At 74.2% G+C, this 23,370-nt stretch carries 17 protein-coding genes; 12 read left to right on the top strand and 5 right to left on the bottom strand.

Translation table 11 applies throughout. The annotated features are described in order from the left end of the window. Positions 1-48 precede the first annotated feature (48 nt). The 3 genes from ACGF1Z_RS09115 to ACGF1Z_RS09125 are packed head-to-tail and all read left to right on the top strand — an operon-like array spanning position 49 to position 4,137. Positions 49-1,281: a nitrate/nitrite transporter gene (locus tag ACGF1Z_RS09115; RefSeq protein WP_393001576.1), complete on the top strand. Its 1,233-nt coding sequence runs from the start codon at positions 49-51 to the stop codon at positions 1,279-1,281. A gap of 20 nt (positions 1,282-1,301) precedes the next feature. Further along, the gene (locus ACGF1Z_RS09120) at positions 1,302-2,768 is read left to right on the top strand and encodes an acyl-CoA synthetase (protein ID WP_393001578.1); all 1,467 of its coding nucleotides are present in this window, start codon (positions 1,302-1,304) and stop codon (positions 2,766-2,768) included. Next, complete coding sequence (locus tag ACGF1Z_RS09125; RefSeq protein ID WP_393001580.1) at positions 2,761-4,137, top strand: carboxyl transferase domain-containing protein; 1,377 nt, start codon at positions 2,761-2,763, stop codon at positions 4,135-4,137. Before ACGF1Z_RS09120 ends, ACGF1Z_RS09125 begins: the two co-directional genes overlap by 8 nt. Before the next feature lie 28 nt (positions 4,138-4,165). Here the strand turns inward: ACGF1Z_RS09125 and ACGF1Z_RS09130 are convergent, their stop codons facing one another. The 4 genes from ACGF1Z_RS09130 to ACGF1Z_RS09145 form a co-directional block, all read right to left on the bottom strand. Further along, entirely contained in the window at positions 4,166-4,339 is a 174-nt protein-coding gene (locus ACGF1Z_RS09130) for a hypothetical protein (protein ID WP_393001582.1), read from the bottom strand. A gap of 351 nt (positions 4,340-4,690) precedes the next feature. After that, on the bottom strand, positions 4,691-5,947 hold the full coding sequence (locus tag ACGF1Z_RS09135; RefSeq protein ID WP_393001584.1) for an MFS transporter: 1,257 nt from the start codon (positions 5,945-5,947) through the stop codon (positions 4,691-4,693). Then, positions 5,944-6,408: a GNAT family N-acetyltransferase gene (locus ACGF1Z_RS09140; protein WP_393001586.1), complete on the bottom strand. Its 465-nt coding sequence runs from the start codon at positions 6,406-6,408 to the stop codon at positions 5,944-5,946. The genes ACGF1Z_RS09135 and ACGF1Z_RS09140 overlap by 4 nt, the downstream gene beginning before the upstream one ends. 41 nt (positions 6,409-6,449) lie before the next feature. Next, positions 6,450-6,962, bottom strand: coding sequence for a MarR family winged helix-turn-helix transcriptional regulator (locus ACGF1Z_RS09145; RefSeq protein WP_393001588.1), 513 nt, complete (start codon positions 6,960-6,962; stop codon positions 6,450-6,452). Between the two features lie 123 nt (positions 6,963-7,085). Between ACGF1Z_RS09145 and ACGF1Z_RS09150 the strand changes: the two genes are divergently transcribed. The 4 genes from ACGF1Z_RS09150 to fxsT all read left to right on the top strand — a co-directional run bounded on the left by ACGF1Z_RS09150 (position 7,086) and on the right by fxsT (position 14,762). Further along, the gene (locus ACGF1Z_RS09150; protein WP_393001590.1) at positions 7,086-7,502 is read left to right on the top strand and encodes an organic hydroperoxide resistance protein; all 417 of its coding nucleotides are present in this window, start codon (positions 7,086-7,088) and stop codon (positions 7,500-7,502) included. 191 nt (positions 7,503-7,693) lie between these two features. Then, positions 7,694-9,151: a hypothetical protein gene (locus ACGF1Z_RS09155; protein ID WP_393001592.1), complete on the top strand. Its 1,458-nt coding sequence runs from the start codon at positions 7,694-7,696 to the stop codon at positions 9,149-9,151. Further along, positions 9,148-10,329, top strand: coding sequence for an AAA family ATPase (locus ACGF1Z_RS09160; protein WP_393001594.1), 1,182 nt, complete (start codon positions 9,148-9,150; stop codon positions 10,327-10,329). Before ACGF1Z_RS09155 ends, ACGF1Z_RS09160 begins: the two co-directional genes overlap by 4 nt. Continuing rightward, positions 10,329-14,762 (top strand): FxSxx-COOH system tetratricopeptide repeat protein, encoded by a 4,434-nt coding sequence (fxsT, locus tag ACGF1Z_RS09165; RefSeq protein ID WP_393001596.1) that lies wholly within the window; start codon positions 10,329-10,331, stop codon positions 14,760-14,762. Before ACGF1Z_RS09160 ends, fxsT begins: the two co-directional genes overlap by 1 nt. Before the next feature lie 165 nt (positions 14,763-14,927). Here the strand turns inward: fxsT and ACGF1Z_RS09170 are convergent, their stop codons facing one another. Next, positions 14,928-16,274, bottom strand: a complete 1,347-nt coding sequence (locus tag ACGF1Z_RS09170; RefSeq protein ID WP_393001598.1) for a cation:proton antiporter — start codon at positions 16,272-16,274, stop codon at positions 14,928-14,930. Between the two features lie 125 nt (positions 16,275-16,399). On the opposite strand from ACGF1Z_RS09170, the gene ACGF1Z_RS09175 reads away from it, so the two are divergent. From ACGF1Z_RS09175 to ACGF1Z_RS09195, 5 genes are all read left to right on the top strand, one after another. Continuing rightward, on the top strand, positions 16,400-17,626 hold the full coding sequence (locus tag ACGF1Z_RS09175) for a hypothetical protein (protein WP_393001600.1): 1,227 nt from the start codon (positions 16,400-16,402) through the stop codon (positions 17,624-17,626). Continuing rightward, entirely contained in the window at positions 17,623-18,735 is a 1,113-nt protein-coding gene (locus ACGF1Z_RS09180; protein WP_393001602.1) for a caspase family protein, read from the top strand. The genes ACGF1Z_RS09175 and ACGF1Z_RS09180 overlap by 4 nt, the downstream gene beginning before the upstream one ends. 80 nt (positions 18,736-18,815) lie before the next feature. Continuing rightward, complete coding sequence (locus tag ACGF1Z_RS09185) at positions 18,816-18,995, top strand: hypothetical protein (protein ID WP_393001604.1); 180 nt, start codon at positions 18,816-18,818, stop codon at positions 18,993-18,995. A 21-nt stretch (positions 18,996-19,016) separates the two neighbouring features. Then, positions 19,017-20,852: an aKG-HExxH-type peptide beta-hydroxylase gene (locus tag ACGF1Z_RS09190; RefSeq protein WP_393001606.1), complete on the top strand. Its 1,836-nt coding sequence runs from the start codon at positions 19,017-19,019 to the stop codon at positions 20,850-20,852. Positions 20,853-21,269: 417 nt separating this feature from the next. After that, on the top strand, positions 21,270-23,324 hold the full coding sequence (locus tag ACGF1Z_RS09195) for a phosphocholine-specific phospholipase C (protein ID WP_393001608.1): 2,055 nt from the start codon (positions 21,270-21,272) through the stop codon (positions 23,322-23,324). Positions 23,325-23,370: the final 46 nt, after the last annotated feature.

Here is a 23,370-nt window from a genome sequence, read left to right on the forward strand (position 1 = left end):
GGAGCAGCCCGGCGCGCCCCGTCGGCCCGGCGGATCTTGACTGAGGGCGTGGACACCGAAGCGAAGATCCCCGCGGCCGCGTACCGCAACCTGGTCGTGGCCACCGTCGGCTTCACGCTGACCTTCTGGGCCTGGGACCTGATCGCGCCGCTCGGCAGCTGGTACGGAGACCGGCTGTCGCTCAGTTCCTTCCAGCAGTCGCTGCTCGTCGCGGTCCCCGTCCTCGTCGGCTCGGTCGGCCGGATCGCGGCCGGCGCGCTCACCGACCGGTACGGCGCGCGGCTGATGTTCCCGCTGGCGTCGGCGCTGACGATCGTGCCCGTCCTGCTGCTGATCGTCGTCAAGGACTCCTTCGGCCTGCTGCTGGTCGTGGCCTTCCTGCTCGGGATCGGCGGCACGACCTTCGCCATCGGCATCCCGCTGGTCAACTCCTGGTTCCCGCCGGCCAAGCGCGGCTTCGCCCTCGGCGTCTTCGGCATGGGGATGGGCGGCGTGGCGCTCTCCGGGTACTTCACCCCGCGGATCGCCCGGCACGGCGAGAACCTGCCGTTCGTCGTCGTGGCCGTCGCACTCGCCGCGTACGCCGTCCTCGCCGCGTTCCTGATCACCGACCGCCCCGGCCGGCCGATCCCCTCCGCCTCACTCGCCCGGCGCCTCGGCCAGGCCGGGAGGCTGCGGGTCACCTGGGAGCTGTCGGCGCTGTACGCGATCGGTTTCGGCGGCATCGTCGCCTTCGGCGTCTACCTGCCGACGTACCTGAAGACCTGGTACGAGCTCGACCCGACCGACGCCGGGACCAAGGCCGCCGGGTTCGCCCTGGTGACGGTCGTCTTCCGGCCGATCGGCGGCTGGCTCTCGGACCGGGTCCACCCGGCCCTCGTGACGTCCGCCGCCCTCGGGGTCGTCGCCCTGCTCGCCGTCGTGCAGGCCTTCGACCCTCCGCTGAACCCGGGCGGCACGACGGCCCTGCTCGTCATGGCCGCCGGCCTGGGCACCGCGAGCGGCTCGGTCTTCGCCCTCGTCTCGCAGGTCACCCCCCAGGCGAAGGTCGGCAGCGTGACCGGCATCGTCGGCGCGATGGGCGGCCTCGGCGGCTTCGTGCCCCCGCTGGTCATGGGCGCCGTCTACAGCGCCAAGGGCTCGTACTCGATCGGCTTCATGCTGCTGTCCGACCTGGCGCTCGCCGGCTGCGTCTACGCGTACGGGCGGATGCGGACCGTACGTCCCGAGGGCGACACGCCCGCCCCCGACGTGAGCAAGGTCGCAGTACCCCGGCCCTGACGGCTGGGCAGAATGCGCCCATGACCGCCCTGTTCCCGGCCCTGACGGCCCCCAGCGGCCGGCCCGCCCTGCGGTTCGGCGCCGACACCCTGACGTACGAGGAACTGGCGCGCGCCGCCGGAGCCCTGGCCCCCCGGCTACGGACCGCCGGGAGGGTGGCCGTCTGGGCCACGCCCACCGCGGAGACGGCCGTGGGCGTGGTGGCCGCGCTGCTCGCGGGCGTGCCGGCCGTCCCCCTCAACCCCCGCATCGGGGAGCGCGAGCTGGCGCACATCCTCGGCGACAGCGCGCCCGGCACCGTGCTCGCGGGCGCCGGGGACACCCTCCCGCCCGGGCTCGCGGAGCTGCCCCGGACCGACGTGGAGACCCGGGCCGCGCCCGGCACTCCCCTCCGGCCGGAGCCGGACGACGCGGAGGCCCCCGCGCTGGTCGTCTACACGTCCGGCACGACCGGCCCGCCCAAGGGCGTCGTCCTGTCCCGGCGCGCGCTGGCCGCCTCCCTCGACGCGCTCGCCGACGCCTGGGAGTGGACGGACGCGGACGTCCTCGTGCACGGCCTGCCCCTGTTCCACGTGCACGGGCTCGTCCTGGGCGTCCTCGGCCCGCTGCGGCGCGGCGGCGAGGTGCGCCATCTGGGCGGCTTCTCCGTCGAGGGGGTCGCGAAGGAGCTGGGCGAGGCCGGCGGCACGATGCTCTTCGGCGTGCCGACGATGTACCACCGGCTCGCCGAGGCGCTTCCGGGGGACCCGGCACTCGCCCGCTCCCTGGCGGAGGCCCGGCTGCTGGTCTCCGGCTCGGCGGCGCTCCCGGTCCACGACCACGAGCGGATCCGGGCGGCGACGGGCCGGACGGTGATCGAGCGCTACGGGATGACCGAGACGCTCATGAACACCTCGGTCCCCGTCGGCTCGGCCGCCCGCCCCGGCTCGGTGGGGCTGCCGCTGGGCGGGGTGGAGCTGCGCCTCGCGGAGGAGGACGGCTCGGTGCTCGGCGCGGACGCGCACGACGGCGAGACGGTCGGCGAGATCCAGGTGCGCGGCCCGAACCTGTTCTCCGCGTACCTCAACCGCCCGGACGCCACCGCGGCCGCCTTCACCGAGGACGGCTGGTTCCGCACCGGGGACATGGCGGTGCGCGAGGCCGACGGCTACGTCCGGATCGTCGGCCGCAAGGCGACCGACCTGATCAAGAGCGGCGGCTACAAGATCGGCGCCGGGGAGATCGAGAACGCGCTCCTCGACCACCCGGGCGTACGCGAGGCCGCCGTCACCGGCGCGCCCGATCCGGACCTGGGCGAACGCATCGTGGCCTGGGTCGTCCCCGCGGACCCCGACGCGCCGCCCGCGGCGGAGGCGCTGGCCGCGCACGTCGCCGCCCAGCTCGCCCCGCACAAGCGCCCCCGCGAGGTCCGTTTCCTGGCGGCGCTGCCCCGCAACGACATGGGCAAGGTCCTGAAGAAGGCCCTCCGGGAGCCCTCCGGTGACTGAGCGCCTGACCGCCCGTGCCGCCGTCGCCCTGGTGGCGGACGACTGGGTCCCGGAGGACGGCGCGCCGGGGCCCGGAGCGCCGTCGGGCGTCGACGGGCCGATCGGCTGGCCCGGCTACGACGCCTCCCGGGCCCGGGCCGCCGCGGGCACCGGCGAGGACGAGTCGGTGCGCTACGGCACGGCGACCGTCGGCGGACGCGCCTGCGTCCTCGTGGTCTTCGAGTTCGGCTTCCTCGGCGGCTCGCTCGGCCGCGCGGCGGGCGACCGGCTCGTCGCCGCGTTCCGTACGGCGGCCGAGCGGCGGCTCCCGCTGGTGTCGCTCGTCGCGACCGGCGGCAGCCGGATGCAGGAGGGCATGATCGCCCTCACCCAGCTGCAGCGCGTCGCCGCCGAGACCGTCCGCCTGCGCGCGGCGGGCGTGCCGCACGTGGCCGTGCTGCGCGACCCCACCACCGGCGGCGGCTGGGCCACCGTCGGCGCGGGTGCCGACGTCGTCCTGGCCCTGCCCACCGCCCAGGTCGCCTTCGCGGGCTCCCGCGTCCGCCCCGCGGACGCCGACCCCGCCGCCTACACGGCGGAGGACCAGCACGCCCACGGGCATGTCGACGCCCTGGTGCCGCCGGAGCGGCTGCGGGAGACCCTGGCGCGGTGGCTGCGGCTGCTGGGCCCGTCGGCCGGCCCGGCGCCGGCCCCCGCTCCCCCGCCGCACGCCCTCGGCGGCCTCGGGCTGCCCGCCACCGGATGGGCGGCCGTGCAGGCGGCGAGGGCGGCGGGACGACCGCGGGCCGTGGCCTATCTGGACGCCTGGTTCGAGACGCGCGCGGCCATCCACGGGGACCGGGCCGGGGGCGCCGACGCCGGTGTCGAGTGCGGCTTCGGGCTGCGCGAGGGACGGGTGGTGGCGTACGCGGCGCAGGACGGCGGGGCGACCCGGCCGGCCGGCTTCCGGACCGTCGCGCGGCTGGTGGGGCTCGCGGACCGGCTCGGCATCCCGGTCCTGACACTGATCGACACGCCCGGCGCGGCCAATGACGCCGCCGCCGAGCGGGCCGGGGCGGGCCCGGCCATCGCGGAGGCCTTCGCGGCGATCGCCGCGGCACGGGTCCCGGTGACGTCGCTGCTCGTCGGCGAGGGCGGCTCGGGCGGGGCGCTCGCGCTCGCCGCACCGGGCGCCACCTGGGCCACCCCGGACAGCTACTTCTCCGTCATCGCGCCCGAGCTCGCCGCCCAGATCCTCAAGCGTCCGCAGGAACGGGTCCCGGAGACGGCCGGGCGCCTGCGGCTGCGCCCCCAGGACCTGGTGGAGCTGGGCGTCGTGCGGGGGATCGTGGGGGCGAAGGAGGGACAGCACGAGGCCCCCTCGGGATGAGGGGGCCTCGCCGCGGTCCGGGTGACGATCAGCCGATGTCGCCCGCACAGTCGCTGAAGTCCCCGCAGACGACGACCGTGTGGTCCACCACGGTCACGCTGGGGGCGTCGCCCTCGTCGTCGTATCCGTAGGCGAGGGCGGTGCCCGAGCCGGAGAGGACGACGGCGGCGGCCAGAGCGGCCGTGGCGATGAACTTGCGCATGAAAACCTCCTGAGGAGCGGAGTTGCTCATGCGGAGCCTCTCGATGGCATAGACCTTCGGCAAGCGCCCGCGCCCTGACCGGCCGCGGGGATGACCCGTTCGGCGGGGCGCAGTCGCTTCACGCCCCACCGCCCGGATGATCTCCTGCGGGACGGAGCCGCCGCGGTCGTCGCCCGCGCGCGGCGAGACGGAGCCCGCGCGGGCCGGGGCACGCCGTGCGGTCGAGCGCGGCCCCGGTCCGACGAGGGTGACGGGGGTGGTTCCGGGTGTCGCGAGGAGTCCGGTCCCCCCGGGGCGGGAGTGGGTCCCGCCGCGGCGGGCGGCTGTGTGCCGTGGCGGCCGGCCGGCGTCTCAGGCGGTGGGGTTGTGCGCGTCGTAGCGCCGGAAGTCCTTCCCGTGGAGGGCGAGCAGGCCGACGGCGAGGACGCAGGCGAGACCGCCGCCGGTGATCGCCACGGCCGGGGAGGTGAGGTCGGCGACGGTTCCGGCGAGGAAGTCGCCGAGGCGGGGGCCGCCGGCCACGACGACGATGAAGACGCCCTGGAGCCGGCCTCGCATCTCGTCGGGTGCCGCGACCTGCATCATCGTGTTCCGGAAGATCATCGAGACGGTGTCGGAGTACCCGGCGACGGCGAGCAGCAGCAGGCCGAGCCACAGGTTGCGGGTGAGTCCGAAGGCGGCGATCGCCGTGCCCCAGGCCCCCACGGAGAGCAGGATCGCCTGCCCGTGGTGGCGGATGCGGCCCTGCCAGCCGGACAGCACGCCGCCGAGCAGCGCGCCGAACGCCGGTGCGGCGACGAGGAGTCCGGTGGTGCGGGCGTCCCCGCCGAACCAGAGGACGGCGACGGCCGGGAAGAGCGCCCGGGGGTGGGCGAGGATCATCGCGCAGAAGTCGGAGAAGAACGTCATGCGCAGATTGGGGCGGGTGGCGAGGAAGCGCAGTCCGTCGAGGACGGAGGCCCGCCTGGCGCCGGTGCGCTCGGGCAGCATCGAGGGCAGGCGCCACATGGCGTAGAGGGAGGCGGAGAAGGCGATCGCGTCGATGAGGTACGCGGTCTGGTAGCCGGCCAGGCCGACGATCACGCCGCCGAGGCTGGGCCCCACGAGGGTGCCGAAGGTGGTGGTCATCGAGTTGAGCGCGTTGGCGGCGCGCAGCTGCTCGGGCGGCAGCAGCCGGGGGATCATCGAGCTGCGGGCGGGCGCGTTGAGGGCCGCGCAGACCGCCTGGAGGGCGACGATCCCGTAGAGGAACCAGACCGCGTGGAAGTCGGCGAACGCGGCGGCGGCGAGGCCGGCCGAGAGCACGGCCAGGCCGGTGGAGCTGGCGAGGCCGAGCTTGCGGCGGTCTACGGTGTCGGCGATGGCGCCGCCGTAGAGGCCGAAGACGACGAGCGGGACGAGGGAGCAGAGCCCGACGAGGCCGACGGCGAACGGCGAGCGGGTGATGTCGTAGACCTGGAGCGAGATCGCGAGGGTCGTCATGCCCTGGCCGACCCAGGTGACGCTGTTGCCGAACCAGAGGCGGCGGTAGTCGGCCGAGGTGCGCAGCGGGGTGAGGTCGGCGAAGACCCTGCGGCTCTCCGGCCCGGCCTCCTGGGTGGCGGTCACGCGGCGTCGGCCGGGGCGGCGAGGTCGTAGGTCAGCTCGGGGCGGTCCCAGAAGATCCGTCCGCCGGGCCGGACGGTCCCGGTGCGGCGGGCGCCGGTGCGCAGGTAGAACTCCTCGGCGGGCGGGTGGGCGACGACGCGTATCGCGTCGAGGCCGGCGGCGCGTCCCTCGCCGATCATGTGCTCGATGAGCATCCGGCCGATGCCGAGGCCCTGGGCGCGGTCGGCGACGAAGGCGAGGTCGAGCTCGGCCTCGTCGAGCAGCAGGGCGTAGAAGCCGAGCACCAGGCCTTCGGCGTCGACGGCGACATGGACGGGGTGGTGCTCGATGTACGCCCCGCCGACCTGGTAGCCGTCGACCATGACCGCGTACTCGCCCGCGTAGGCCGAGGAGGTGCGGACGAGGCGCGTGAGCCGCTTGGCGTCGGCGGCCGTGGCGCGCCGGAGGGTGATGTCGAGCATGGCCCGAGTATAGGACCGGACTCGCTCACCGATCCTTACATTTAGATGTCAGATGCAGGCACCGCGCCCGCGCACTGCGCCACGCCGTCCGGGTCCACCGCGTCGAGCCGGGCGGCGAGGGCGTGCAGCCGGTCCCGCAGCTCCTGGATCTCCGCCAGGTCGAGCCCGGTCGCGGCGGCGATCCCGCGCGGCACCCCGAGGGCCTTCTCCCGCAGCGCGGCGCCCTCGGCGGTGACCCGTACGGCGACGGACCGCTCGTCCTCGGCGCTGCGCCGGCGTTCGACGTGTCCGGCCGCCTCCAGGCGCTTGAGCAGCGGCGACAGGGTGCCGGAGTCGAGGTGCAGCCGCTCGCCGATCCCCTTCACGGGGAGTTCGCCGTGCTCCCAGAGGACGAGCATCACCAGGTACTGGGGGTAGGTGAGCCCGAGCTCCCTGAGCGCGCCCCGGTAGACGCCGTTGAAGGCGCGGGTGGCGGCGTGGAGGGAGAAGCAGATCTGGTTGTCGAGCTTGAGGAAGTCCTCGTCGGCGGGGCGGTCGGTGGTGGGTCGGTCCATGGCTCCAGGGTACGGGAGACGCGCATCACACGCGATTTAGTTGTGCACAACTTAATCGCGCACTAATAATTGCGGAGGCAGCACGACACACCCCTCACCGAGGGGCCGAGGACAGGACTCCCCATGGACGCGATCTACACCGCAGTCGCCACCGCCAACGGCCGCGAGGGCCGCGCCGTCAGCTCCGACGGCCACCTCGACCTCCCCCTCGCCCACCCCGTCGCCCTCGGCGGCAACGGCCAGGGCACCAACCCCGAGCAGCTCTTCGCCGCCGGCTACGCGGCCTGCTTCGCCAGCGCCATGGGCGTGGTCGCCCGCCAGGAGAAGATCGACATCTCCGAGGCCTCCGTGACCGCCGAGGTCTCCATCGGCAAGGACGCCGCCGACGGCGGCTTCGGCCTGGCCGTCGTGATGCGCGCCGAGTTCCCCGACCACCTGCAGGGCGAGGCCGGCGCGGCCCTCCTGGAGAAGACCCACGCCTTCTGCCCGTACTCCAAGGCCACCCGGGGCAACATCTCGGTGGAGCTGGTCGTCGAGTAGCCGGAAGCAACCCGGCTCCCGGGGTGGCGACGCGTCAGGCCCGGGCCATACCCTGGGCGGTGGGCGATCGGCGCCCGGACCGGCCTTCTCCGAGGAGGAGTTGGTTCATCGGAGCCGTGACGGGGGGGCTTTTGTCCGATGAGGGCCACGGCGCTTACGCACCGGGATTCGAGCGTGAGCTGGTGGATCACATGTGCGAGGTGACAGGGCTCGACGCCCCGAGCGGGCGCGACCTCCTGATCAGCATGCTCACGGAACGCTTACCCGAACTGGGCAACGTCCAGCGGCACGGCCGGACACGCCTGGAGATGCTGGAGATCGTCCGCGCCTGCCTGCGCGAACCGCGCGGACTGCTCGAACTGCTCGACACCCTGAACGTCTACGATCCCGGATCCGCCCCCGTGCTGCGGATCCGGGATCTCGTCACGGTCTCGCCCCCCGTGCTCGGGGTCCTGCCCGACGCGGCGTTACAGGACGTGCGGGCCCTGCTGGCCCGCGTCCGCCACCTCGACGCCCACGGCACCCTCTACGCGGCGGCCGGCGACCTCGCCCTGCCGCCCCGCCCGGTCGCCACCCTCGCCGAGGCCTTCGACTTCCTGAGCCGGGTCAACGCCCGCCCCGACGGCCTGCTGCCGGCCATGGTGCTCGTCGAACACGTGATCACGGCGCTCGACGGGAACACCACCCACCAGCAGACCGTGACCGGACTGCGTGCGTGGAACGACGCCCAGGCCGACCACCTCAGGCTGCGGCCGCAGTTGCAGGACCTCCGCGACGACCTCGACCGCGGGCCGACGGCACAACCCGGGCCCGCCTGTCTCGTTGTCCAGTTGTGCAGACACGGAATGGACCCGGACCGGTATCTGCTCTCCCACTGGCGCCAGATCCGACCGGGCCCCTGGCGGCCGGAGCGCGGAGAGGACCGGGTCGTCGCCCTCGACGAGGTCGCCTCCGTCCTGGAGGAGCTGATCGGCCGGGCGGAGAAGGAGTGGGCCGGACGCCCCGGACGGCCGGTGATGGAGTTCGTGCTCCCCGTCCATCTGCTGAACCAGCCGATGGAGTGGCTGCCGCTGCAGTCCGACGCACCCGTCGCCACGGCCCTGTGCCTGAGCTATCCGGTGGTGCTGCGCAGCCTGGAACGCATGCGCAAGCCGCAGCTGCACCGGCGGTGGCACAACCGCTGGCAGCAACTCCTCGACAGCGCCGACACCGTCTGCCACTGGGACACGACGGGCAGCCGGGACCACGACCCCAGCCAGTGGGCCAGCACCCTCGCCACCGACGAACGGCTGGTCTCCGTCGCCCTCAGCGCTCCCCCGCTCCCGGGATCCGGCGGCAGCCGGGCCTCGCTGGAGTCGGCCCTGTTCGCCGGGGTACCCGTCGCCGTATGGGACCGGCGGCCGGCGGCCGGCGACTTCCGCAAGCGCGCCAGGAAACTCCTGAAGGGCAGGGCGGTCGAACTGCCCGACCGAGTACAGCGGTTGCGCCACGAGGCGGCCACCGCCGCAGCCGCGCAACGGGACGTCCACGCCGGACGGCACGTGGCGGTTCTCTTCGACGACCCGAACCGCCTCGTCGACTGGTCCGGCTCGCCAGGGGCGGACACCTGGAACGCGCGGGGCGGACACGACGAGGAGGGGGAATCATGAGCGGCGTCCATCACCCGGTCCACAGCGACCGCAACGGAGGGCCCGTCACCAGCCGCAGCTGGTGGATCTACCGAGGCACCGGGCAGCCGCTGCGGGACATCCGCCTCGGCGACGTCCTGCCGCCGCCGCCCGGCTGGCGGGACTTCGACGGCGGCCCCGTGCTGCCTCCCGTACCGGCCGAGAGCGCCGAGACGGACCGCAGGCTCGGCGCCGTGGGCCGCGCGACCCCCCGGCAGGACCCGCGCGACATCGACCTGATCAACACGGCCCTGCTGCTCCGCAGGCCGCTCCTCGTGACCGGGCGGCCGGGCATCGGCAAGTCCACCCTCGCCTATCTCGTGGCACGCGAACTGGGCCTGGGCCGGGTCCTCCACTGGGGCATCACCTCCCGCAGCACGCTGCGCTCCGGTCTCTACGAGTACGACGCCATCGGCCGCGCCCAGGCCTCCCTGGGGCACGTCCGGCCCGCCGCCCCGGCCCCCGGCGTGCCCGTGCCCGCCCAGGCCTCCGGCTCCCCCGACGGCCCGGCCGCGCCACGACCGGACGGCACCGCCCCGGGGGACGGCGCCGGAGGGCCGCGCGGGGACGGCGAGAGCGGCGCGAGGATCGGGGACTTCGTACGGCTCGGCCCGCTCGGCACCGCCCTGCTGCCCTACGCGCTCCCCCGCGTCCTGCTCATCGACGAGTTGGACAAGAGCGACATCGACCTGCCGAACGACCTGCTGCACGTCCTGGAGAACGGCTCCTACGACATCCCCGAGCTGGTCCGCGCCCGCCACCACGAGGGCCGGGCCCAGGTCTTCACGGACGACCCCGACGGCACCGTCACGGTGACCGACGGGCGGGTGCGGTGCCGGGCCTTCCCGTTCATCGTGATCACCAGCAACGGGGAGCGGCAGTTCCCGCCGGCCTTCCTGCGCCGCTGCGTCCGGCTGAACGTCTCCCCGCCGCGCGAGGACCAGCTCGCCGCCATGATCGCCGCCCACTTCCGCGACCAGGGCGGCCGGCACGAGGCGATGATCCAGAAGTTCATGGAGCGCAGCCGGGAGCACGGCGGACTGGCCACCGACCAGCTGCTCAACGCGATCTTCCTGCGGACGGCCGGCGTCCGCGAGGACGACGAGGCGTGGGACGAGCTCCTGGACGCCCTCTGGCGTCAGCTGTCGGGAGCACCCTGATGGACGACGACGCCCGTTCGCTCCCGGAGGCCTTCGAAGTGGCGGAGGCGCTGTGGCTGCACGCGTACCAGACGCTCGCCGCCCGGCTCCCCCCGTCCGACGATCCGCCGCAGCCCCGACCGGTGACGCCGCCCGGTCTCTCCGGCGTGCCCGGGGACGACGGTCGGCCTCCGGTGAACGGGTCCCCGCCGAACGGAGAGCACGGCGCGCCGGAGGACCCGCGGCCGGAGTCGCCGACCGGTTCGCCCGGTGGCCTCCGGCCCGACCCGCCCCCGGCCGGCGGCCCCCCGCCCCGAAGACCGGAACCGACCGTGGCGCGGCTCGTGCGGGACTTCCAGGACGTGCGCGTGCGCGCCGAGCCGCTGCCGGACCTGCGCGACGCATCGGACATCAGCCGTCGGCTGCGGCCGCTGAAGCAGGTCGTCCCCTCCCGGACCGAGGTCGAGCTGGACGAGGAGGCCACCGCCGAGCACGCCGCCGAGGCCGGCCTCTGGATGCCCTGGATCCGGTCGGCGGACGAGCGGCGCTTCGATCTGGTGCTCGTGGTCGACGACCACGCGACGATGGCGATCTGGGAGCAGACGATCGCCGAGTTCACCGCCGTGGCGGAGCAGTTGGGGGCGTTCCGCGACGTCCGCGTCCGGCGGCTCGGCCTGCGCGAGACCGCCGACGGCGAGGAGGCGGTCCTGCGCAGCCCGTACGGGGACGACGCCGTCGGCGTCCCCGCCGAGCTGGCGGACCGGACCGGCCGGCGGATCGTCCTGGTCCTGACCGACGCCCTCGGGCCGCTGTGGACGACCGGAGCGGGCCTGGCCGCCCTGGAGGTGTGGGCGACGGCCGGTCCGACGGCCATGGTGCACCTGCTGTCCCAGCGGGACTGGCACCGCACCGCCCTGACGCCCTGGCGGGTACGGCTGCGCAGCCCGGGCGCGGGAGCCCGCAACACCGAGCTGTCGGTGTCCTTCCCGCCGGAGGAGCGCGACCCGTTCGACCCGCCGCCGGACCGGTGGCGGGTGGCCGTCCCGGTGGTCGAGCTGGCCGCCGACTGGCTGGGCCGCTGGGCGTCGCTCGTGGGCGGCGAGGACTCCGGCTGGGTCGACGCCACGGTGCTGCTCCTGGGCGCGCCCGAGCGGGCCGAGCCGGAGCCCGCCGAGCCGCCGGCCGCCGCGCCGGCTCCGTCGGTCCAGGAGCGCATCCGCCGCTTCCGCAGTCACGCCACCCCCACCGCCTTCCGGCTCGCCACCCATCTGGCCGCCGCGATCCTGGAGCCCCGCCTGGTGCGGGACGTGCGGCACGCCCTCGTACCGGAGGCGCGGCCGGTCCATGTGGCCGAGCTGTTCCTGAGCGGCCTGGTCGAGCAGGCGCCGCCCGACGAATTGCCGGGCTCCGTCGCCCAGGCGGCGCCGCTCGACTTCGTCGACGGAGCGCGCGAGGCGCTGCTGGCCGGCGCGATGCGCGCGGACACGGCGCGGGTGGCGCGCTCGGTGTCCGACTTCTTCGGTGCCCGTTCCGAGGCCGCGCGGGGGCTGCACAGCGCCCTGCTCTCCCCGGACGGGGCACCCGACCCGCCGATGACCGCGGAGAGCCTTCCGTTCGTGCGCGTCGAGCTGGCCATCCTCCGCGCCCTGTCCGGGCCCTACCTGCTCCGGGCGCACCGGATCAGCGCGGCTCTGGAGGGGAGTTCACCGGGGTCGGTCGCACCGAATGCCCGGACTTTGGTCCACGATATCCGCAATACACCAGAAAATTCCGACACGGGCGGCCTTGCCATGACCGACAGCACTGCCAGTCAGCACCAGCGCGAAGAGGGAGGGGTCTTGAACGGGACCCGGGTCCAGTCGATCCCGTCCCCGAGCAGCGACGGGCGGCCGGGCACCAGCGACCCGACCCCGCCGTCCGGCACACCGGTCCCGGTCTCACCGCAGCCCGGGCTCCCGCGCTCCGCCGTTCCCGTGGTCTGGGGCAACGTCCCCCCGAACAACCCCAACTTCGTCGGCCGGGAGGACCTCCTGGGGCAGGTGCGCGAGCAGCTGCTGACCGGCGACACCTCGGCGGTGCTGCCGCACGCCCTCCACGGCATGGGCGGCGTCGGGAAGTCCCAGATCGCGATCGAGTACGTGTACCGGTACGCGTCCGACTACGACGTCGTCTGGTGGATCCCCTCGGAACAGCCGACGATGATCCTGACCGCGCTCACCGAACTCGCCCAGCGCATGGGCCTGAACGTGAGCAGCGAGGCCAACCGGGCCGTGCCCGCCGTCCGTGAGGCGCTGCGCCGGGGAGAGCCCTACGGCAGGTGGCTCCTGGTGTTCGACAACGCCGAGAACGTGGAAGCCGTACGCCCCTACTTCCCCACCGGCGGGACGGGGAAGATCCTCATCACCTCCCGGAACCAGGAGTGGGACCGGGTGGCCAGGACGCTCTCCGTGGACGTCTTCACGCGCGAGGAGAGCAAGGCGCTGCTCCGCCGGCGCGCCCGCGACCTGAGCGACGAGGACGCCGACAAGCTGGCCGAGGCCCTGGGCGACCTGCCGCTCGCCATCGAGCAGGCGGCGGCCTGGCAGGCGGTCACCGGCATGGCCGTGCCCGACTACCTGCGGCTGATCAACGAGAAGATCGCCGAGCTGATGCTCGAACTGGTGCCGTCGCCGGACTACCCGATGTCGGTCGCCGCCGCCTGGGACGTCTCGCTGCGCCAGCTCGAACAGCGCAACCCGGCCGCGCTCCAACTCCTCCAGGTCTGCTCCTTCTTCGCCCCGGAGCCGATCTCCCGCTCCCTGTTCAACAACTCGCGGAGCACCACCATCGCCCCGGAGCTGGACGACGCCCTGCGGACCCCGATCAAACTGGGCCGGGCCATCCGCGAGATCAACGTCTACGCCCTGGCCCGGATCGAGCACCGGCACGACACCATCCAGCTGCACCGACTGGTCCAGGCCGTGCTGGTCAACCGCATGTCCCCGCAGCAGCAGGCCGACATGCGGCACGGCGCGCACCTGCTGCTCGCCGACGCCAACCCGAACAGCCCCGGCTCGCGCGAGCTCTGGCCGCGCTACCAGGCGCTGCTGCCGCACGTCGTGGTGTCCCGGGCCGTCGAGTGCGAGTCCCCCTGGGTACGCGGCCTGATCCGCGGCATGGTCGAGTTCCTCTACGTCTGGGGCGACCACGCCGGATCGGCGGCGATGGCCCGGGAGGCGCTGGAGATCTGGACCGAGAAGTTCGGCGAGGAGGACCAGCAGACCCTGGAGATGGCGAAGTGGCTGGCCTTCATCCTGCGCACGCTCGGCGAGTACCAGGAAGCCGCGGCCATGATGGAGCGCACCGCGGACACGTACATCCGGACCATGGGCGAGGACGACGAGGGCACCCTCGACGCCCTCATCCAGCTGTGCAGCGGTCTGCGGCTGCGTGCCGAGATGGCCCGGGGCCTGGAGATCAACCGGTCGGTGTACGAGCGCTCCCTGCGCGCCTTCGGCGAGGACGACCCGGCCGCCCTCCGCGCCGCCCACAGCCTGGGCGTCGGCCTGCGCCTGATGGGCCTCTACCAGGAGGCCCGCCGGTACGACACGGAGACGGCCCGGCTGCGCGCCCTCAACCTGGGCGAGAACCACTTCGACACCCTGAACACCCTCAGCGGCCTGTCCATCGACATCCGTGAGAGCGGCGACTACCTGGAGGGCGCCGCCCACCAGGAAGACGTCTACGCCCGCTACTGCCTGCACTTCGGCGAGGACACCCCCGCCAGCCTCGGCTGCGCCCGCGTCCTCGCGGTGTGCCGCCGCCGCGCCGGCGACCACGCCGGGGCGCTGGAGCTCGGCGAGTCGGTGTGGACGAAGTTCGTGAACCGCTACGGCCCCGACCACCCGGACGCCGTCGCGTGCGCCGCCAACCTGGTCGTGGACCTGCGGCAGGACGGACAGCTGCGGCGCTCGCGGGAGCTCGGCGAGGCGACCGTGACCCGGTACGCGGCGAAGCTCGGCGACGACCACCCGTACACGCTGTCGGCCCGTCTCAACCTGGGCATCACGCTGCGCCACCTGGACGACCTGGAGGCCTCCGGGCAGCACATGGCGGCGGCGCTGCCCGGACTGCGCGAGAAGCTGGGCGAGGAGCACATCCTCACCCTGACGGCGGCCATCGGCACCGCCAGCCAGTACGCCGCGGAAGGCCGGCACGCGGAGGCCCTGGAGCTGGACGAGCGGACGCTGGAGATCCTGAGCCGGGACCACGGCGAGGACCACCCGACCACGCTGGCCTGCGCCACCAACAAGGTGCTCGACCTGCGCGCCCTGGGCCGCGACGACGAGGCCACGGCCCTGCACATCGCGACCCTGGCGCACTTCCGCCGTCGCCTCGGCGAGAGCCACCCGGCGACGGTGGCCTCCGCGAACGGGCGGCGGGCCGACGTCGACATCGCACCCGTGCCCTTCTAGGACGGGGAGCGGCACGGGAGCCGGCCGGGTCCACGGGGACCCGGCCGGCTTCGTCGCACCGCCCACCGGGTGAGCCGCCCACACCGCCGCGGCCCGGCCGGCCGCCTCGACCGGCACGGGACGCGGCGCTCCGGTCCGGTCGTGGCCGTCACGGGACGGCGCCGGTCACTGGCCGGACGCGGTCCCGGCACCGGAGGAGGGCAGCGCCGCGGCGTCCGCCCCGGGACGGACGTCCGGCACCAGCGCGCCGCCGTCGGGCCGGGCGTCGGTGTGCAGGTCCGGCGGCAGGTCGGCCGGCCGGCGCAGCAGACGGATCAGCGGCCCGGTGGCGGCCGTGGTCAGCAACGCCATCACGACCAGCAGCGCGTAGAGCCGGGGGCCGATGATGCCGGCCTGCAGTCCGACGTTGAGCACGATGAGCTCGGTCAGCCCGCGGGTGTTGAGCAGGACGCCGATCAGCAGCGAGTCACGCCAGGGCTGGCGGGCGCCACGGGCGGAGAGCGAACCGGCGGCCACCTTGCTCACCACCGCCGCGACACATATCACCGCCAGGATCAGCAGGTCGGACGAGTGCAGCCCGCCGAGCACGACGGCCGTTCCCGAGATCGCGAAGAACACGGGGAGGAGCAGCCCGCCGAGGTCCTGGAGCGGGCGCAGCAGGCGCGCGTCCGGGGAGCCGTCGGCCAGCCGCGGCATGACGACGCCGGCGAGGAGCGCGCCGAAGATGACGTGCAGGCCGAGCGCGTTGGTGGCCCAGGCCGACGCGAGCGCCACGGTGACGACGAGGGGCACCTGACGGGCCGCCGCGAGACCCGGCCTGCGCATCCACCAGGCCAGGAGGGGCCGTACGGCGAAGAGCATCACCAGGACGTACAGCAGGAGCAGGGCCACCTTGACCGCCCAGGCCCGCACCGAGCCCTCCTCGCCGCCCACCAGGACCACGGCGAGCACCGGCCAGCTCAGCACGTCGATGACCCCGGCGGAGGCCATCGCGATCGTGCCCGGCCTGCTGCCCATCAGCCCCTGGTCCTTGATGATGCTGGCCAGGACCGGAACGGCGGTGATGGACAGGGCGACGGCCATGTAGAGGACGAAGGTGGTCCCGGTCGGACGTCCGCCGTTGACGGAGGCGAACCCGCCGGGAAAGAGGAGGACGATGGCGGCGCCCGCGGCCATGGGAATGACGAAGCCGCTCACCGAGACGGCGGTCACGGCGCTCTGGTTCCGCAGGAGCCTGAGGTCCAGCTCGTATCCGACGGCGAAGAGGAAGAACACCAGGGCCACTTGCGACAGCGAGGTCAGGATGGGCTGGATCTGCTTCGGGAAGAGCAGTTCCGACACCTGGCCGGGCAGCAGGCCGAGCAGGCTGGGCCCGAGCGCGATGCCCGCGAACAGCTGCCCGATGACGCTCGGTTGCCCCAGTCTGCGGGCGACGGCCCCCAGGGCGTGCGAGGCCGCGATCACGACGGCGAGCGCTGCGACGACATGCGTGATGACGGAGTCCGTGCCCACCGGCATTCCCCTTCCGGCACGTGCCGTCGACGGCGGCACAGCCCCTGGGAAGTGTAGCTGTCCTGGCGATAACTGACCTATCGTGGAAGCCGTTTGGCGTATGCCGCCACGAACGGGGGTCAGCTGTGACAACGGTGCTGTTCGTCCACGGCACGGGGGTGCGCGAGCCGGGGTTCACCGCTTCGGTGGAAAGGGTGAGACAGGGGCTGCGTCCCTTACGCCCCGAAGTCGTCGTCACTCCCTGTTACTGGGGTGGAAGCGCCGGATCGGCGCTGCACGCGAACGGCGCCTCCGTGCCGGGATACGGCACCGGCCGCGGAGCACCGGGCGGAGGGCTCTCCGCCACGGGCACCGAGGACGGCGAGCAGGACGAGGACATCGAGCTCTGGGGCCTGCTCTACCTCGACCCCCTGCTCGAACTCCGCCTCGTCGCGTCGGAGTCCACCGGCCGCCGGGAGCTGGCCCCGGGCGCGCCGCCGCCGGGCGAGGCGCTGTCCTCGGCCGCCCTGTCGCTCGCCGGGGACGCCTCGCTGCGCGGGCTCCTCGACGCGGCCGGGATCGGCGAGGACTTCGCCTCCGCCGTGGCCGCCGTCCTCACCAGCCCCGACGGCCGCGGGTTCCTGCGCACCCCCGCGGCCGCCGCCGGCACGGACGTCCTGGCGCGGGCGTTCGTCGCCGAGGCGATCGGCCGCCGGACCGAGCGGAACGGCTCGGCTGCGGCCTTCGACGGCACCGCCCGCGACGAGGCGGTGGCCCGCATCGTCGCCCTGCTCCCCGGCGACCCGTCCGACGAGGCCGGCACCCACCGCGGGCCGGTGACCCGGCGGCTCAGGCACCTGACCGGGCGGCTGGCACTCGGACTGGCCTCCGCCCAGGTGGTGAAACGGCGTTCGGCCCTCACCGACGCGGCGCACCCGGCGGCCGGGGACGTCCTGCTGTACCTGTCCCGGGGCGCCGCGATCCGCGAGATCGTCGCGGAGGCCGTACGGGCCGCCGAACCGCCCGTCGTCCTGCTCGCGCACAGCCTCGGCGGCATCGCCGCCCTCGACCTGCTGGTGCTGCGGCAGCTCCCGGAGGTCGCCCTGCTGGTCACGGTCGGCTCGCAGGCACCGTTCCTCTACGAACTGGGCGCGCTGCCGAGCCTGGAGCACGGCAGCCCGCTGCCCGCGCACGTACCGCGCTGGCTCAACGTGTACGACCGGCGCGACCTGCTCGGCTACGTCGGCGCCGGGGTCTTCCCCGGCCGGGTCGACGACGTGGCCCTGGACAGCCGCCAGCCGTTCCCGCTCTCCCACAGCGCCTACTGGAGCAATCCCGAGCTCTACCGCCTCCTCGCGGCGGAGCTGCCGTGACCGCGGCCCGCCCGGAGCGGACCCACGCCCTCGTCGTCGGCACGGAGCGCTATGCGGCGGGCGCCGCCTGGGACCTGCCGGGCCCGGCCGCGGACGCCCGCCGCTTCACCGCCTGGCTGCGCGGTCGCGGGGTACCCGCCGCCAACATCTCCCTGCTCCTCGCCCCGCTGCCCGGCGCGGGCGGACCCGAGGTCGACGTCGCCGCCGGCCCGGCCGGCCGGGAGGCCGTGCAGGAGGTCCTCACCCGCCGGCTGCCGGCCCTGGAGGGCGATCTCCTCTGGGTGTTCTGGGGCGGCCACGGCGTCACCGACCCGCAGGGGCACCGCCGGCTCTTCTACGCCGACGCGGGCCCGGACGACCGGCGGAACCTGGACCTGAACGCCTGGCTGACGGCCTTCACCACCGATCTCGTGCCCGGCTTCCAGCGCCAGATCTGGCTGGTGGACTCCTGCCAGACCTTCGTCGAGGACCTCGGCTTCGCCCGCTCCCTGCCCGCCGAGGTCCCGCCGGGCGGAGACCGGCTGCCGGGCCGGGAGCAGTTCGTGCTGCTGGCCTCGGGCCCGGGACAGCGGGCGGCGAACGACCCCGTACGCCAGACCGGCGCCTTCTCCCTGGCCGTCCTGGAGGCGCTGGCCGCGGCGGACGGCGGCGCCTGGCCGCCGGACATGAGCGGGATCGCGGACACCGTGGTCGGCGGATTCACCCGCGGCGGACAGCGCCCCACCTCCCTCTACAGCCGGTCCTGGGCCGGCGACGAGCGCCGCCTCGACTTCCCGGCCGCCGCCCGGCGCCTGGAGGAACCGGTGCCGGACAAGGGGCTGACCGAACTCATCGTGCTGCTGGCCGGCTGGCCCACCATGACGGACCGGGACCACCGGCAGCTCGTCCTCGGCATGCTGCCCGCCGATCTGGCGGGCGCCATCCCCCGGCTGGGCGCGGCGCGCCCCGACATCATCAGCATCGTGCGCACCTGCCGTCGCCACCCGGGCGGCCTGGCCGCTCTCGTCGAGGCGGTCGCCCTGCTCGAACCGGGCGCCCTGGAGCAACAGGAGCTGGAGAAGTGGGCCGCGCGCTGGCTGGGTACGGATCCGGGGGGCGCAACCGCCTGATCACGCCCTTCCGGAACCCTTGCGCCTGCGCCATCATGAAAGCCAACGGGGTTGTTCAGCGCATGGCAAGGGGGATGTCGATGCACACGTCCGACGCATTCATGGGATCCGAGCTGATCGATCTCAGCGAGGTCCCGCTGTCCGTCATCCGGTCGCAGAGCCCGCGCCTGCACGCCCGCTCGCTGGAGCTGGCGCTCCGCCAGGTGGAGCGTCCCCGGGTGAACTTCGCCAACGACGGGTCGCCCGGGCGGGCCGACTGACGGTTCCCTGGGAGGAGATCCGTGCAGACCGACGGACGCCACGAGCCCGCCCGTACCGCCGCGCACCATCTCATTCCCTCGGCGCACTTCGACGCCCTGGCCGCGGGCCGGGGCGGCCGGGACACGATCCGCTTCCTGCGGACGACCGAGTACAGCAGGCGGCTGCTGCTGCTGCGGGCCCTGCTCGACGAGATCGCGGAGACGCCCGCCGCGCTGGGGCCGCTGCCGTCCGTGGACAGCGCGTGGGACACGCTGACCGCGGCCCAGGAGCGCGCCCCGGAGGCCTTCCGGGAGCTGCTGCTGCATCCGCAGACCGGTGTGTGGCTGGGGCACGGCCTGCGCCGATTACGGCACACGGGCTGGGGTGACGGACCGCTCTGGACCGACCTCGGCCACCTCTTCGCGGTGTGCGCCGTCGCCGCGCTGCGCGCCGGGCTGCCGCTGCGCACCACCGTGCCGCTGCGCGACGGTGCCGCCATGTTCCCCACGCTCGGGCTCGCCCGGCTGCCGGGGCGGCCGCGCTGGGGCACGACGGAGGTGTCGGTGGCGGCGGGCCGGCTGCGGGTCGACCCGTACGGCGCGTGCGTGAGCCCGGCCGGGCCGCACACGCCGCCCGGCGGTCCAGCACCGGGCTGGCAGGGACTGCACCGGCTGCACGCCCACGCGGCCGGGCGCCCCCTGGACATCTGGCTGGACGACGTCGACCCCTACCGGGACCTCAGCGAGCCGCTGCCGCCGGACCGCCTCGATCCGGGCGAGATCGCCCGCTGGCAGGACCGGTTCGACCGGGCGCTCGTTCTCCTGGAGGACACCGATCCGGAGATGGCCGCGGCCCTGGCGGAGGGACTGCGCAGCATGACGGCCGTACCGCCGTCGCCGGGCGGGGCGGTGCTCAGCGCCTCCTCGGGCGACGCCTTCGGCGGCATGCTGTCCTCGCTGCCGCCGGACGCGGTGACCATGGCCGTCACGCTGGTGCACGAGTTCCAGCACACCAAACTGGGCGCGCTGCTGCACCTGCTGACGCTCGAACAGGACAGCGGGGCCGAACGGCACCACGCCCCCTGGCGGGACGACCCCCGCCCGCTGAGCGGACTGCTCCAGGGCGCCTACGCGTTCCTGGGGATCACCGACTTCTGGTCGCGCTACCTGGACCGGGCGCCGCGGGCGGAACGTGCCTCGGCGGAGTTCGAACTGGCCCTGCGGAGGCGGCAGACGCGGGAGGCCGTCGACACCCTGGCCGCCGACCCGGCCCTGACCGCCCACGGACACCGCTTCCTCGCGGGCATGGCCGCGAGGCTCTCCGCCTGGACGTCGGACAGCCGGGTCAGGCCCGGCATCGACGCCCTGGCCGAGTTCGCCGCCACCGACCACCGCACCGAGTGGCGCGTCCGGCACCTGGCCCCGGCCCCGGCCGACGCCCGCGCCCTGGCCCGGGCCTTCACGGCAGGGAGGCCGGCCGACGTCCGCGTCGCCGCCTCGGCCGTGGCCCCGGACCTCACCCGCTGGTCCCACGCCCGTACGCGCCTGATCCGACAGGTGCTCGGCGCGGACCTCCGGCCGGGGCTCGCCGAGGACGCCGGCCCCGCGGCCGCCCGGCCCGGCCCCACCGACGCCGACCGCGCGCTCGTGACCGGCGACCCGGCCGCACCGGAGGCGTACGCCCGCCTCCTGGCCGCCGACCCCGAGGCCCCGGAGGCCTGGACGGGGCTCGTCCTCGCCCTCACCACCACGGACGCCGCCACGGGCCCCCTGCTCCACCGCCCCGAACTCCTCCGCGCGGCCCACCGCGAACTCCGCGCCACGGGCCCCGCGCCGGACCCGCTGCGGGTGGCGCGGTGGCTGGCGGCGAGCTTCTGAGGAGCGGTCGGGGGACGCGGGGGGCGTGATGTCCGGCCGCGGAGCCCTGCCGTGGTGTGCCGTTCTGGCGCCCTGCTGCGGCGTTCTGTTGCGGACCCCGGCTGTGGGGACCCGGCCTGACGCCCCCCGCTGCGGAGCCCGCCGTGGCACCCCTGCCGTGGGGGCCTGTTCTGGCGTCCCGTTGCGGCGTCCCGTTGTGACGTCCTGTCGGCCTGAGGGGGCCACTCCGAGGGAACCCGTCGGATTCTGCGCGATCGTGTTCGGCACAGGGGATTCGCCTGGCGTACGACGGGCAGTCATGGGACGGCCGCCGGGCGGTGGTTCGCGGGCGCTCTCCTTGGGGCGCCGGCGACCGGTCCCGCCGGCACCGCACCCGCACCCCCCGTCCGCTCCCCCACTCCGGAGGACCACTCACCCATGGCCGACCTCAATCGCCGCCGGTTCCTGCAACTGGCAGGCGGCACCGCCGCGTTCACCATGCTGTCCGACAGCATCGCCCGCGCCGCCTCCATACCCGCGCAGGGCGCGACCGGCACGATCCAGGACATCGAGCACATCGTCGTGCTGATGCAGGAGAATCGTTCCTTCGACCACTATTTCGGTGCGATGAAGGGCGTACGGGGCTTCGGCGACCCGCGCCCCGTGACACTGCCCAGCGGCAAGTCCGTCTGGAACCAGTCCGACGGCTCCAAGGTGACCCTGCCGTTCCGCCCGACCAGCGACAAGCTGGGCATGGAGTACCTCCAGGGCCTCAACCACGACTGGCAGGGCGGCCAGAGCGCGTTCAACAAGGGCAGGTACGACAACTGGATTCCGGCCAAGACCAAGGCCACCATGGCGCACCTCACCCGCGAGGACATCCCGTTCCACTACGCGCTCGCCGACGCCTTCACCATCTGCGACGCGTACCACTGTTCGTTCATCGGCGCGACGGACCCCAACCGCTACTACATGTGGACGGGTTACGTCGGCAACGACGGCACGGGAGGCGGCCCGGTCCTCAACAACGCCGAGGCGGGCTACGGCTGGACCACCTACCCCGAGCGCCTGGAGGCGGCGGGCGTCTCGTGGAAGATCTACCAGGACATCGGCGACGGCCTGAACGCCGCCGGTTCGTGGGGCTGGATCAACGACGCGTTCCGCGGCAACTACGGCGACAACTCGCTGCTGTACTTCAACAACTACCGCAACGCCCAGCCCGGCAACCCGCTCTACGACAAGGCCCGTACCGGCACGAACGCCAAGGCGGGCGAGGGCTACTTCGACCGGCTGCGCGCCGACGTCCAGTCCGGCAACCTCCCCCAGGTCTCCTGGATCGCCGCCCCCGAGGCCTTCTCCGAGCACGCCAACTGGCCCTCCAACTACGGCGCCTGGTACATCGCGCAGGTCCTCGACGCGCTGACCTCGAACCCGGACGTGTGGGCGAGGACGGCCCTGTTCATCACGTACGACGAGAACGACGGCTTCTTCGACCACGTGGTCCCGCCGTACGCGCCGGGGTCGGCGGCCCAGGGCCTGTCGACCACCCCGACCACCCTCGACTACTTCGGCGGCAAGACCGGCTACGTCGCCGGCCCCTACGGCCTGGGCCCGCGCGTCCCGATGATCGTGGTCTCCCCCTGGTCCACCGGCGGCTACACCTGCTCGGAGACCTTCGACCACACGTCGGTCATCCGCTTCATGGAGTCCCGCTTCGGCGTTCGCGAGCCGAACATCTCGCCCTGGCGCCGCGCGGTCTGCGGCGACCTGACCTCGGCGTTCGACTTCACGCGCACGAACACCCAGGCGGCCCGGCTCCCGTCCACCGCGGGCTACTACCCGCCGGACAAGAACCGCCACTCCGACTTCCTGGCCACCGCCCCGGCCGTCGGCACGATGCCCCGCCAGGAGCCGGGCACGAAGCCCACCCGCCCCCTGCGCTACGCCCCGTACGTGGACGGCGCGGCGGACACCACCGCGGGCACCTACCGCCTCACCTTCAGCGGCGGCCCGTCGGCGGGCGCCCAGTTCTACGTGACGTCGGCGAACCGCACGGACGCCCCGTGGACGTACACGGCCGAGGCGTCGAGGTCGATCTCCGACACCTGGAACACCAAGTACAGCAAGGGCGTCACGGACCTCACGGTCCACGGCCCCAACGGCTTCCTCCGCCGCTTCCGCTCCCCCGGCAAGACGGCGGTCCCGGAGGTCACGGCCCGCCACAACGCGACGACGGGCAACCTGGACCTGACGTTCACCAACGCGGGCGCCACGACGACGGTGACGATCACCAACACCTACGCGGGCACCCCGCAGACCCTCACGGTCCCGAAGGGCGCCACGACCACCCACACCGTCGACCTCACCGCGTCCTCCCGCTGGTACGACGTGACGATCACGACTCCCGCCTCCACGGACTACCTCCGCCGCCTGGCGGGCCACGTGGAGACGGGCGCGGCGGGCGTGACGGACCCGGCGATCGCGACGTACTGAGCCACGCGGACCGGGGGTGCGGGGCGCGAGCCCCCGCACCCCCGGA

The sequence above is a fragment of the Streptomyces sp. NPDC048018 genome, assembly GCF_043202995.1.
Classification (GTDB): domain Bacteria; phylum Actinomycetota; class Actinomycetes; order Streptomycetales; family Streptomycetaceae; genus Streptomyces.

What these genes read in the sequence shown, in the direction of transcription:
- ACGF1Z_RS09120 (WP_393001578.1), top strand. Translation starts at nt 1,302, where the DNA reads ATGACCGCCCTGTTCCCGGCCCTGACGGCCCCCAGCGGCCGGCCCGCC.
- ACGF1Z_RS09130 (WP_393001582.1), bottom strand. Translation starts at nt 4,339, where the DNA reads ATGCGCAAGTTCATCGCCACGGCCGCTCTGGCCGCCGCCGTCGTCCTC.
- ACGF1Z_RS09140 (WP_393001586.1), bottom strand. Translation starts at nt 6,408, where the DNA reads ATGCTCGACATCACCCTCCGGCGCGCCACGGCCGCCGACGCCAAGCGG.
- ACGF1Z_RS09145 (WP_393001588.1), bottom strand. Translation starts at nt 6,962, where the DNA reads ATGGACCGACCCACCACCGACCGCCCCGCCGACGAGGACTTCCTCAAG.
- ACGF1Z_RS09150 (WP_393001590.1), top strand. Translation starts at nt 7,086, where the DNA reads ATGGACGCGATCTACACCGCAGTCGCCACCGCCAACGGCCGCGAGGGC.
- ACGF1Z_RS09155 (WP_393001592.1), top strand. Translation starts at nt 7,694, where the DNA reads ATGTGCGAGGTGACAGGGCTCGACGCCCCGAGCGGGCGCGACCTCCTG.
- ACGF1Z_RS09160 (WP_393001594.1), top strand. Translation starts at nt 9,148, where the DNA reads ATGAGCGGCGTCCATCACCCGGTCCACAGCGACCGCAACGGAGGGCCC.
- fxsT (WP_393001596.1), top strand. Translation starts at nt 10,329, where the DNA reads ATGGACGACGACGCCCGTTCGCTCCCGGAGGCCTTCGAAGTGGCGGAG.
- ACGF1Z_RS09185 (WP_393001604.1), top strand. Translation starts at nt 18,816, where the DNA reads ATGCACACGTCCGACGCATTCATGGGATCCGAGCTGATCGATCTCAGC.
- ACGF1Z_RS09195 (WP_393001608.1), top strand. Translation starts at nt 21,270, where the DNA reads ATGGCCGACCTCAATCGCCGCCGGTTCCTGCAACTGGCAGGCGGCACC.